The organism is Nitrospirota bacterium (assembly GCA_040754395.1).
Taxonomy (GTDB): Bacteria; Nitrospirota; Thermodesulfovibrionia; order Thermodesulfovibrionales; family SM23-35; genus JBFMCL01.
On sequence record JBFMCL010000005.1, the window covers coordinates 113,097 to 125,209 of the forward strand.

Annotated in this window: 14 protein-coding genes; 6 read left to right on the forward strand and 8 right to left on the reverse strand. The window is 48.7% G+C overall.

All coding sequences use genetic code 11. The features are described 5' to 3' along the window. Positions 1–548: 548 nt before the first annotated feature. The 5 genes from AB1552_04115 to AB1552_04135 form a co-directional block, all read right to left on the reverse strand. Entirely contained in the window at positions 549–1,010 is a 462-nt protein-coding gene (locus AB1552_04115) for a CBS domain-containing protein (GenBank protein MEW6052962.1), read from the reverse strand. A gap of 82 nt (positions 1,011–1,092) precedes the next feature. Then, positions 1,093–1,437: a P-II family nitrogen regulator gene (locus AB1552_04120; protein MEW6052963.1), complete on the reverse strand. Its 345-nt coding sequence runs from the start codon at positions 1,435–1,437 to the stop codon at positions 1,093–1,095. Position 1,438: 1 nt separating this feature from the next. Continuing rightward, positions 1,439–2,224, reverse strand: coding sequence for a DUF1538 domain-containing protein (locus tag AB1552_04125; protein MEW6052964.1), 786 nt, complete (start codon positions 2,222–2,224; stop codon positions 1,439–1,441). A gap of 19 nt (positions 2,225–2,243) precedes the next feature. Beyond that, complete coding sequence (locus AB1552_04130; GenBank protein MEW6052965.1) at positions 2,244–3,017, reverse strand: DUF1538 domain-containing protein; 774 nt, start codon at positions 3,015–3,017, stop codon at positions 2,244–2,246. A 119-nt stretch (positions 3,018–3,136) separates the two neighbouring features. Beyond that, complete coding sequence (locus AB1552_04135; GenBank protein MEW6052966.1) at positions 3,137–3,541, reverse strand: DUF456 domain-containing protein; 405 nt, start codon at positions 3,539–3,541, stop codon at positions 3,137–3,139. 541 nt (positions 3,542–4,082) lie between these two features. On the opposite strand from AB1552_04135, the gene AB1552_04140 reads away from it, so the two are divergent. From AB1552_04140 to AB1552_04155, 4 genes are all read left to right on the forward strand, one after another. After that, the gene (locus tag AB1552_04140) at positions 4,083–4,640 is read left to right on the forward strand and encodes a LemA family protein (GenBank protein MEW6052967.1); all 558 of its coding nucleotides are present in this window, start codon (positions 4,083–4,085) and stop codon (positions 4,638–4,640) included. Between the two features lie 77 nt (positions 4,641–4,717). Further along, entirely contained in the window at positions 4,718–5,968 is a 1,251-nt protein-coding gene (locus tag AB1552_04145) for a hypothetical protein (protein ID MEW6052968.1), read from the forward strand. 8 nt (positions 5,969–5,976) lie between these two features. Beyond that, positions 5,977–6,798, forward strand: a complete 822-nt coding sequence (locus AB1552_04150) for a mechanosensitive ion channel domain-containing protein (protein ID MEW6052969.1) — start codon at positions 5,977–5,979, stop codon at positions 6,796–6,798. 74 nt (positions 6,799–6,872) lie between these two features. Beyond that, positions 6,873–8,630, forward strand: a complete 1,758-nt coding sequence (locus AB1552_04155) for a DUF2207 domain-containing protein (GenBank protein MEW6052970.1) — start codon at positions 6,873–6,875, stop codon at positions 8,628–8,630. Between the two features lie 2 nt (positions 8,631–8,632). Here the strand turns inward: AB1552_04155 and AB1552_04160 are convergent, their stop codons facing one another. Together AB1552_04160 and AB1552_04165 are read right to left on the reverse strand one after the other, a co-directional pair. Then, positions 8,633–8,848, reverse strand: a complete 216-nt coding sequence (locus AB1552_04160) for a hypothetical protein (GenBank protein ID MEW6052971.1) — start codon at positions 8,846–8,848, stop codon at positions 8,633–8,635. A gap of 129 nt (positions 8,849–8,977) precedes the next feature. Further along, positions 8,978–9,334, reverse strand: coding sequence for a peptide chain release factor-like protein (locus tag AB1552_04165; protein ID MEW6052972.1), 357 nt, complete (start codon positions 9,332–9,334; stop codon positions 8,978–8,980). A gap of 85 nt (positions 9,335–9,419) precedes the next feature. On the opposite strand from AB1552_04165, the gene AB1552_04170 reads away from it, so the two are divergent. Then, positions 9,420–10,034, forward strand: a complete 615-nt coding sequence (locus AB1552_04170) for a MarC family protein (protein MEW6052973.1) — start codon at positions 9,420–9,422, stop codon at positions 10,032–10,034. 65 nt (positions 10,035–10,099) lie between these two features. Next, complete coding sequence (locus AB1552_04175; protein ID MEW6052974.1) at positions 10,100–10,585, forward strand: metallophosphoesterase; 486 nt, start codon at positions 10,100–10,102, stop codon at positions 10,583–10,585. 51 nt (positions 10,586–10,636) lie between these two features. On the opposite strand, the gene AB1552_04180 is transcribed toward AB1552_04175, so the two are convergent. Beyond that, positions 10,637–11,560, reverse strand: coding sequence for a radical SAM protein (locus AB1552_04180; protein MEW6052975.1), 924 nt, complete (start codon positions 11,558–11,560; stop codon positions 10,637–10,639). Positions 11,561–12,113: the final 553 nt, after the last annotated feature.

Genomic DNA, 12,113 nt, shown 5'->3' on the forward strand with positions numbered 1-12,113 from the left:
CGGGATGGCCAAAACGCTATTCCGCCTTGCCATTGGATTCATCACAGTCCCGCTCCTCTGCACATTATTCCATGTCCGGCTGATGCAGGAGTGGAGAGACACAGCGTATCCGGGAACAGTTGTATGAGGGAGAAATGCCCCGAAGGGCTCCGGAGTATGTATATTTACTCCCGGGGTGACCATGAAAACAAGGTTGCTTCGCGGGATATAATATAAAGACAGGGAATAACAGATGTATTTATCATGGTATCCTATAATTCAGAAACGTGACAATGGGTGAAAAGCACGAGAAAAAAAAGTGTTCTTTCGGAGCATTTCTTGATATCGTTGATGAAATGCAGAGAGCACGTGAAAAGCCTGTCTCCGGTAAAAAAGAGGGAGAGGTCCGGGACAGAAATTGTCTTTACTGTGCAAAAAAGACAGGATCAGATGCAATAATCTGTCCCCGCTGCCGGAAGGAACTCCCACATTCTGATTGAAGTCCATCAGCGATACAGAGAATTGGGAGACTTCTCCCTCCATTCATCAGGTGACACCGCAGGCATATCCTAAGAGCCGGAACCCTCAGCCGCAATACCCCGAATAAGGTCTTTTTTGCCGATGATCCCAGATAATTTGCCGTCTCTTAAAACAGGCAAAAGGTGTATCTTCTGTTCGGTCATTATCGTCGCAACATGTTCTACGGAAGCTTCGTCGTCGACTGTCACCACTTTTTTTGTGCATATCTCGTCAACCCGGTACGCAGTCATCCTTTTGATTTTTTCTTCAAGTTTGCTTGTCCCGAGAGGGATATAGGCATCGAACAGCCGCAGTATGGTAGGGATATGGAGTCTGCTGTTTTTCGCAATGAGATCATTTTCCGTAACGATCCCCTTCAGGTTTCCCTCATCATCCACCACCGGCGCGCCGCTGATATGATGCTGGATGAACAGGCGTGCCAACTCTTCAATCGTTGTATCTGGTGCAACTGTGATCACATCTTTCGTCATGATATCTTTCGCTTTCAGCATATTAACTCCTTCCTAAGGACGATTTTGTTCAATCTCCGGTCAGGCAATCACTGACACAAATATAAATCCTGTCCCTTCAAAATCATGGATTTTTTCCCATGAACTGCTTGAAGCGTTCAATCTGGCCTTCCATCCCTACCGCGCTTTCCACATCCAGTACAAACGCAATACCCGTACCCGGTTTGCTGAAATTCCCTTTTTCATAAATGGCGTTAAGGACCCCATTTACGAGACTCTGTTCCAGAAGGAAGAGCACCACGTCTGTCTGCGCTTCAAGGTGCAGACCGAAGAAGGTCTTTGCCTCATGTTTACCAGTGCCCCGGGCTGGGATGATTGTTGCCATTGTGCTGCCCGCAGATTGAGCGGCTTCTACAATCCGGTCTGTTTCCGTGGTCTTGACCATTGCGACGATTAACTTAAAATTCATGTCATTTCTCCTTTGCTGTTCTCACGCTACGCGCCACCAGCCAGCGTGTGATTTGCGCATACCCCATCACGGTTATTATAGGGAAAACGCTTGCGAACGCGATCAATCCAAATCCGTCCACGAGAGGATTTCGCCCCGGAATCGTCTGGGAAAGTCCGAGGCCCAACGCAGCGATTAAAGGCACAGTCACTGTCGAGGTGGTAACCCCGCCTGAATCGTACGCAAGAGGAATTATTTCACGGGGGGCAAAGAGCGTTTGAATCACCACGATGACATACCCCGCAATGATATACAAGTAAAGCGGGGTTCCGGTTACTATGCGGAACGTGCCGACTGCTATCCCGATAGCTACCCCTGCAGCAACAGCCAGCCTTAGTCCCCACTGATTCAGCCCTCCGCGTGAAACCTCATGTGCCTTGAACGAGACCGCTATCAGGGCAGGCTCAGCAACCGTGGTGGCAAAACCGATTAACGCGCCGAAAACATACACCCACCAATATGCGCTCCACCCTGCATCCGCAGGAACGTCCTTTGACGCAAAAACGAACTCCGGAGAGGAGAGCTGTTGTGCCATGATCTTGCCGAGCGGGAACAGGGCGGTCTCAAGTCCGTTAAGGAAAAGGGCCATGCCAATTACCACAGAAAGGAAGCCAAGCGCTGCGCGCCTCCAGTGCGGAACCGGCCTTCGCAGTACCACAAGCTGAAAAAAGACCAATAACCCTATTACGGGAAAGACATCTTTCAGTGTGGACAAAAGCATATGAACAAGCGTGTCAAAAGGGGTCATTCCTTACCTTTCCATTTCCCTATTGCAGATACTGCACTACTGCCATGCCATAGATCATCACGAATACCATCGGCAGAAGGGAGGCGAACGCAATAAGCCCGAACCCGTCCACCAACGGGTTGCGTTCACGGATTGTTGATGCAAGACCTACTCCCAATGCGGTTACCAGCGGCACCGTTACCGTTGAAGTGGTTACGCCTCCGGAATCATACGCAATCCCTATTATTTCCCGTGGGGCAAATCCGGTCATGACCGTCACGATGATATACCCGCCGACGATGAGATAATGCACAGGCCAACCCTTAAGAATTCGTATAAGGCCTACTACAATAGCGACTCCGACCGACAGCGCAACGGTAATGCGCAGCCCGAGTGAGTACGTATGCATAACCGACGGATCTGCACTGATGAATTTTCCGTTTGCAGCCACAACTGCCGCCTCTTTTGCTACCGCGATGAGCGCAGGTTCGGCAATGGTTGTTGAAAACCCGAGCCCGAAGCCGAACAGGAGCAGCCAAAAGAGACTTCCTTTATACGCAAAAGCCTCTGCCATTGCTTCACCGATTGGAAACAGTCCTGTTTCCAGTCCAAGCACAAACAGCGCCAGTCCCAGTATGACGAAAATGAGTCCGACGAACATATCGGCGAAGTGGGGGAATGGCTGACGAAGCACTAATAGCTGGAAAACACCTATTACGAGTATGATAGGAACAAGGTCACGACAGGCACCGATGATGTGCAGGGAAAATCCCCTGAGTTGATGGATAATGCCTTTAAAAAACTCGTGTTTCATTGGAGAATTCTCTCACCATCTGTCATATGAACGATTTGTGTAAAATCATTGTACCATTCTTCAGGTGATATTTGAGAACAGGGTTGAGGAAAACTGTTCTCAAAAGGGAATCAAGTCTTTCAGAACACATTCATAAAAAAGTAATATGCCATCACGAAAGACAAGAATAATTTTGCCGCCGTGCCGGTGATGAACCCGAGAAATGATCCGAAGGAGGATTTCACTGCCTTGCCGATCTTTTTTCCTGTTATCAGTTCGCCAATGAAGGCGCCCAGCAACGGGCCGAATATTATCCCGGCAAACGGAAAGAATACAAGACCGATAACCAACCCCAGGGCGCTGCCCCATATCCCGTATTTTGACCCATGAAGTTTCTTTGTGCCGTATACGGGTATCACAAAATCAAGCAGTGTCACGAGAATGGTAAGTGTCGCAAATATAAGGAGGAATTTTGTGGAAAAGGGATGCGTTGACGTGAACTGCAGGAGCAATAACCCTGCATAGCTTAATGGAGGACCAGGCAAGGCTGGCAGGATACATCCCGCAATACCTGCAACTATGCATATTCCGCCAGAGATTATCAGCAGTGTATCAATCACTCTGCACCGTATTGAGCTGATCTGGTGCAGCCGCGGTTATATTGTGATTCGGCAGTTGCAACAATCTGCATGTTATCTTCAACATGCAGAGCAGGGAAAATATCCCTCCATCCGCCATATTGCACCCCTCTATGAAAACGTTGCATTCGATGAAATACTATGGTATTCAGGTCTGCCCCGGCTTTTTGTACTATACACGGCCGGATATTGTTTCGTACAGGGAGAGATAAGGGTGAAGAGACATCCTGTTTGCTCTCACCCTTCCTCCTCCGCCTCCGACCGGGGTATATGCAAAGAGGATTCAGTTTGTGGGGAGCAGAGAGTCTGAAAGCACTGAAAGGTTTCTCGGAAAATGAACCGACAGATATGGTCTCCGGGTTAAAAGACAATTCATGTGTTTTATGATAGAATTTCTGAAGAATACACAAGCGGAGAAGAGCATAAGAAATGAGGAGGTAATACAGGCATGGTGACAACCCTTGTAATTCTCGGAATCATTCTCGGCGTAATCATCTTTGGCATAGCGATTTACAATAAACTGATCCGACTGAGGAATACCGTGAAGTCTTCATGGTCGGACATAGATGTGCAGCTGAAGAAGAGATACGACCTTGTCCCGAACCTTGTAGAGACCGTGAAGGGGTATGCCACGCACGAGAAGACGGTCTTTGAGAAAGTGACCACAGCAAGGTCGTTGGCGATGAAGGCAACTACGCCTGCGGATAAGGCAAAGGCCGAAAATATGCTTACCGATACCCTGAAAAGCCTTTTTGCAATTGCAGAGGCTTACCCCGATCTGAAGGCGAATGTGAATTTCATGCAGCTTCAGACCCAGTTGAAAGAACTCGAAGACAATATAGAATATGCAAGACGGTATTACAACGCTGTGGTAAGGGATTTCAATATTCTGATCGAGTCCTTCCCGTCAAACATCGTTGCATCGTCATTCGGATTCAGGCAGGAAGAGTTCTTCGAGCTTGAAGCACCGGAGGTTGAGAGGAAACCCGTGAAGGTAAGTTTCTGATGATATTCGTCAGCACAGCAGAGTCTCTTGATTTTTTTCCCGCCCGGTGCATATAAGGACAGGGAGCAGCGTTTGCCATGGATGAGAATACAACTTCCATATTTTCATTTGTTCCTGCAGACAGGTATGAAATGCCTGCCGAACCGAAGACCGAGGCTGCTCGTTCTGGTCTGAAAGCACTCTGGAAGCGTTTCCAGCGGTCGCAGCCTCAGCCGGAAACGATTAACATCCATGCGGAATTGCATTCAATCTCGCAGCAGATTCTCGACAGGGTTTCCCCTCCTCCGGACTGGAAAGAAATGCAGGCTGCCCTGAGTGCTGCCCTGCAGGGATGGCTTGCTTCAGAACATCCAGAACATGCTGTTCAGGTCGTCATCGGTCCTCCCGGGAGTGGTGTCCGGCAGGTTCTCGAGAGCATAGCAGAAGAATTCGGCTGGCATGTCATTGACTCGCCAGCACCGGAAGAAGTGCTGAAGAACGGGAGAAAATGGCTTGAGAAGCTGCGGGGAGTTCACAGAAACGACTGTGTCATGCCTGTCCTTGAAGACTTCTATCTTCGTCACCACAACGGGCTGGATCTCCTCAGAGAATTGGTGAAATATCTGAAAGAATCCCCACGCAAATGCCTTATCGGGTGCAACAGCTGGGCATGGGCGTATCTGAGCAGGACAATCAGAATTGACTCGTTCCTGCCGGCACCTCTCGCACTGCAGGCACTGAATGCGACGGCCCTTCAGCAATGGTTTCGGTCTCTGGCATCGGTTCCGGTGAATTGCTGTCTTGTGTTCCGTCAATCAGATAACGGGGCCGAGATTATTTCGCTTGCAGAAAAGATGCCTGATGCAAAAGCGGAAACCCGGACCGGTCAGCAGGGAAATGACACAAAAGACGAACCTGAGATTCTGAAAAGGATTTCTGCAAGAAGCAGGGGGATTCCTCTCGTGGCCTGGGCGGTCTGGCGTAACAGTCTGCAGATTGCCGGTGACGAAACAGTCGATATTGATGTCCAGAAGGCTGCAGCAGAAGACAGAGGGGTGACAATCTGGGTGAAGCCATGGGGCAGCATTGAACTGCCCGATATCCCCCAGGGAATTGTGCGGAGCGAGACAATTATTCTCCATACGATTCTGCTCCATGCGGGACTTCCTGAAGAAAGCATTCTCAGGATGCTGGCTTTCCCTGCAGATGAGCTTGCCAGGGGGCTTACCCATCTGGCCGCTCACGGTTTGATAAAGCGTGAAAAAGGGATATGGCGCGTCTCGCTGTCGGGGTATCCGGCTGTGCGGCAACATCTGTATAATGAAGGGTATTTGGTGGATGCATTTTAGGAGGAAAGATGGATACGGCTGAAAAAACGAGTCTGAATCAGGTATTTTATGATTTTCAGGAAATTAATTTTCTGCTGATTCTTTTCATATTCACCGGTGCATTCCTGCTGATCTTTGTGATACAGAAACTGTTGCCCCAGTTCGCGGAAAAAGTCCCGAGCCGATTCAGACTGTATATCCTGCCGCTTGCGCCGATATTGCGTCTTGTAATCCTGCTTGTTGCCACTGTCACTATTATCCCCCTTATTGTCAGGCCGACCTTTCAGAACTTTCTCGCGATTTTCGGGGCTGCGGGACTGGCGATAGGGTTTGCCTTCAAAGATTACGTGAGCAGCCTCATCGCAGGGGTGGTAGCGATTTATGAACAGCCGTACCGTCCCGGAGACTGGGTCCAGATCGACGAGGTCTACGGCGAGGTAAAATCATTGGGGCTTCGTTCGCTGCAGATACTTACACCGGACGACACCATGGTTTCGATCCCCCATTCCAAAATCTGGAATACGAATATCTTCAACGCCAATTCCGGAAGCCGCACGCATCTCTGTGTTACGGATTTCTATCTCCATCCCGAACATGATGCATCACTGGTGCGGCAGAAACTGATGGATGTTGCGCTTACCAGTCCCTACCTTGAGATGGACCATCCGGTTGCCGTTATGGTAAAGGAAAAGCCCTGGGGCACATATTACCGTGTGAAGGCATATCCCATGGATAACAGGGATGAGTTTCAGTTCATCAGTGATCTGACTGTGCGCGGAAAGGTCGCGCTCTCGGAGATAGGCGCAAAACCGGTACTCGTTCCGGTTGGCGCGAGTGTACAGATACCCTGATGGACTGCAATATTATCAGTATTTCCGGAAATTTTGCATGATATCCATGGAACCCGATACCGGGATGGAGCATCATGAATAACCATTTCAGAAAGCACTGCGGGTTGCTGTTCCTTTCGTGTACCGTAATTTTTGTAGTTCTTTTGTCCGCATCTGTGTTCGCACAGGATTTCACTATCAGAAATTTCCATTCTGATATTACGGTCAATGAAGACTCTTCCTTCATGGTCAAAGAAACCCTGATCGTGGAATTTCATACATCAAAACACGGGATATATCGCGAGATACCTTTCAGGTACAGGGATGACCGGGGAAATATTATAAAAACACCACTGCATGTGCTGGCAGTAACTGACGGTTCAGGCAGGACCCTGACATCAAGGACATCAAAGAAAGGCGATGTAATGAATATCAGGATTGGAGATCCGGCAAAATACGTCACCGGGGTACAGACGTATGTAATCTCCTATGTTGTGGAGAATGCAATCCTGTTTTTCGATGACCATGACGAGCTTTACTGGAATGTTACGGGAAACTACTGGTGGGCGCCGATCCTGAAAGCATCAGCACATGTCACCCTTGGGGTGAAGAACCGGAGCGCGAAACTCTGGGCTGCTTGCTACACGGGAGGCCTCGGGTCAAGGGAATCTGCATGTGCGTTTGACGCATCGCACAATATCGCGGAATTTATGACGAAGAGGGCCCTTAATTCCCGTGAAGGGTTTACGGTCGCATTCGGCTGGGACAAAGGGCTTGTTTCGCCTCCCTCTTCCTGGAAGAAATTCCTCTGGGCGATCGACCTCAGGGAAAACTGGGTTTTTTCCCTTCCGCTTGTCTCGCTGGTGTTCATGTACAATTTATGGAAAAGACGGGGGAGAGATCCGAAAGTAAGGGAATCGGTTACCGTGATGTATGAGCCGCCCAGATATCACAGTGTTCCTCTTACCCCAGGAGAAGCCGGAACCCTCGTGGATGAAAGAATCGATCAGCGCGATATTACCTCAACAATTGTCGGACTGGCGGTAAAGGGCTATATAAGGATTGAGGAATCCAAGAAAGAGGGACTAATATTCGACACGGATGATTACTATCTTGCCAAAATCAAGGCTCCTGATGAACACCTCAGCCCTTTTGAGAAGGTTCTCATGAATGAGATATTCAATGATGAGAAGCCCGGCAGGATGGTCTCCGATATGAAGAACAGCTTTTACAAAAATCTCGACGTTCTCAAAAGCACCCTCTACGGAGAGCTTGTCAGCAAGAAATATTTTCTCACGAGCCCGGACAAAATCAGAAGATACTATTCAGTAGCAGGTTTCATTGTTGCTCTGGCTTGCATATCTGCCGCGTTGTTCTTTACGTCTGCTGCGGGCAAAGGCATTCTTGCCGGAGTTCTGACAAGTCTTCCTGTGTTCCTGTTCTCAAGGGTTATGCCTGCAAAGACCAAGGCGGGAGCATCGGCGTATATGGAAATCATGGGCTTCCAGGAGTTCATGAAGCGCGCGGAAAAAGACCAGCTCGAACGGATGGGGGATAAAAATCTTTTTTCAAGATTTTTACCGTATGCAATCGCCCTTAATGTGGTGGATAACTGGGCGGAGGCTTTTGAAGGGATTTTTCAGGAACCTCCCCAGTGGTACTCGTCACACGGAGGATTCAGAGCATTCAGTCCGGTCCATTTTTCCCGTACTATCGGTTCTGCGACCTCAAGCCTCGCATCCGCCATGTATTCTGCGCCGAGAGGCAGCGGGGTGAGTGGTGGCGGTGGCTTTTCCGGAGGCGGTGGCTTTTCCGGAGGCGGATTTGGCGGTGGCGGCGGCGGAAGCTGGTAATGCTATTTCTTTTTGTACACCTTCTGCATTATCTCGGGAAATTTCAATTTGAATTCAGAGTGAGTTCTCCCCAGAAAGAGCTTTAGCCCGCGTATTTCATTCTTTACTTCCGCGATTTCCGTAAGCTCTTTGGACATTCTCTCCAGCTTATCGGTTAAGGTTACGATTTCCTTTTCCAGAAGTCTGATTTTTTCCTTCGAAACGGTATTATCTTTCAATGGCAGATCCTCCTTGTCTTTACTCAAGAGTAAACACTTCGAATGTCTTGCTGCATTGACTGTATTATACCAAGTTTGGGTATGGTTTGATCGTGGGCAGAAAAAGAACGGGAGAACCCATTCGCTGCGTTATTCCGAAGCATATTTCTGCCGGGCCCTTTTCGCCTTTTTTGATTTCTGCTTCCTGATCCTCGCGCGCTTCATATCCCCGGAGGAATACCCCTGAAGATTTTCGAGTCGGGTAATCAGTTCACGCCGTGCGAGGAACCTGTTGATCGACTGGCTCCTGTCTTTCATGCATTTCACTTCAATGCCGGTGGGAATATGTTTGAGATACACACAGGTCGCTGTTTTATTGACGTTCTGTCCTCCATGACCTGATGAGCGGATAAATTTTTCCTCGATGTCCTTTTCAAGCACGCCGAATTCCTCCATCTTCTCCCTCAGCCACCTGTTTTTCTCCTCACTGACCGCAAATACTACCATGGGGCAGACGCTCCGGAAAGACAAAAGATCTGCAGGAAACCTTCCACTGTATCAAAATGCCGCATCGAGTATTATAATTAAAGCCATGGAAGATATCATCAAAACTCTGCCCAGCACCTTTATCCCGCTCTTTGTTGCAATGAACGTATTCATGCTCCTTCCCATTTTCATCTCCCTCACAAAGGAAATGGTAAAGGCGAAAAAACGGATAGTCATACGGGATTCCATACTCACGGCGATCGTCGTCAGCTTCCTCTTCATCGCACTGGGCGAAATCATCTTCAGGATTCTGGGTATTACCGCCGATGACTTCAAGATTGCCGGAGGCCTTGTGCTCCTGATATTTGCAGTGCGCGATCTTACCCACAGCGGGGATGAAAGAATGAAACCTGATTTAAAGGTCGGGGTGGTGCCGATCGGGGTTCCCCTGATTGTGGGACCTGCGGTGCTCACAAACATCCTTCTGCTCGTGGATCATTTTGGGATCGTTTCAACCATCATCGGATTGCTGCTGAACCTGCTCATTGTCTGGATATCGTTAATGAATGCCGAACGTATAATTCGTTTCTTCGGAAAAGGAGGCATCACAGGGATATCAAAGGTGATGGCGCTGCTCCTCGCGGCGATCGCGATCATGATGATCCGGATAGGGGTGCAGAATATCATTGCCAGTACCCCGATACCGCTAATCAAAGAATAGCCAATGCCCGCGTGATCTGAATGCTGCCCCCTCGTTTGAGGGGAGAAGGGTATGGAGGAGGGAACATGCTTATTGGAATAATGTCAGATACTCATGACAACCTGGTGTACGTGCAAAAAGCCATCGATGTATTCAATGATCGTCGTGTCGGGCTGGTTATCCATGCCGGCGACTATACATCCCCCTTTACGCTGAAACTTTTCCCCCAGCTCGGATGCAAATATCTGGGGATATTCGGCAACAACGATGGTGACAAACTCCTCCTTCTCGAGCGCGCTGCGGGCAATATCTACTATCAGCCGTATATTCTTACTCTGCACAACAGGAAGATCGTGGTCATGCACGAGCACCACCTTGTGGAGGCGCTGGCAGACAGCGGTCATTTTGATATGGTGATTTACGGGCATACTCACACGCCGGATATACGGAAGGTAAAACACACACTTATCGTGAACCCTGGTGAAGTCGGGACATGGTTGTACGGAAAATCGACAGTTGCTGTTGCCGATCTGGAAAAAATGGACGCAGAGATTATCGCGCTGAATGCTTAATCAGGTGACCCCTCATCCGTGCCTCCTTTCACCGAGGGGAAGGGTGAACCTCTACACTGTTATTCCGTCGATCCTTCTGAGGCCGGCTTTTATTGCAAGGTTCACGGCATCGGTATATTCCTTTGCAGTTATCCTCCTGTTCAGAGGGGGATTATCGAAAGCCTTATAGCACGGATGGTACTGATCCATTATATTGATATAAGTGTTTTGTGAAATTTCGTCCGCAAGGAATTGCACCACTCCCGCGGTGCCTGCAATGCCTTCAGGCAGAACCAGGTGCCTGACCAGCAGCCCTTTCACCGCGATTCCTTTGTCGTCGATAAGGAGGTCGCCAACCTGCCGGTGCATTTCTCTGACTGCTGCCATGACAGTTTCCGGGTAGTCTTCCGCGTCGGAATACTTTGACGCCATCGCTGGGTCGAAGTATTTGAAATCAGGCATATAGATGTCAACCACACCGTCAAGTATCCGGAGTGCATGCAGCGATTCATACCCGCCGCAGTTGTAGACAATGGGGATGCTGAGGCCCTTTTCCGATGCGATCATGATACCCCTGAGCATCATCGGCATTTGGTGGGTCGGGGTAACGAGATTGATGTTGTGACAGCCTTGTTTCTGGAGGGAAAGCATTATTCCCGCAAGTTTTTCGAAAGAAATCCCGGTGCCCTCACCAAGATGGCTTATCGAATAATTCTGGCAGAATATGCAGCCGAGGTTGCAGTTCCCCATGAATATGGTGCCGGAGCCGAATTTCCCGACAAGGGGTTTTTCCTCTCCGAAATGCGGGCCATAGCTTGATATGAAAGGCTGCGCACCTGTTTTGCAAAAACCTCTTCCGCCTGAGGTTCTGTCAACCCTGCACTGCCGGGGACACAGAGAGCAGTCTTTCAGTATCTCCTCCGCCTCTCTCACCTTGTCGGATAGGGAACCGGCGGGAAGCCGGAGATACGAGGGGGTGATTACATCATCGTGCATATTCTTAGTTTACCGTGAGTGTGCAGGAATATGAAAGGACAGGGGGTAGAGTCCCCTTTTCACTTGAGGGAGAGGGCAAGGGTGAGGGGATTTTATGATCCCTTTGTAATGAATCCGTGAATTCCACTCCAAGTTTATTGTTATCCAACTGATTGTTTTTATTGCAGAAATAAGGAATCTTGCTGGCCCAGATGGCAAAATAGGGAATGTTTTTCTCCGGCACGAGCTTACGGGAACGCAGGAAAGTCTGAAAATCGGGCAATATGCCATAAACCCCTTACTATACCGATTCGCTAATATTATGATGTTATCCATATATTGCTGAATTATGCAAATGCTAAATAGTTATTTTCCCCGCCCCTCATGCTTGGCGTTATTGATTACACACAACATTTTATTTTATGTCAGAAAAAATATATTATAAACATCATTACTGTCCGGTTAAAATAGAGCCCCTTGGATAGGAGTGTCCTCGCTTATTTTTAATCTATCAGGCTTTAATGTAAGGATATCTATGATAGCCTTTCTTTCGAAAAGCATTTCTCGTATAACA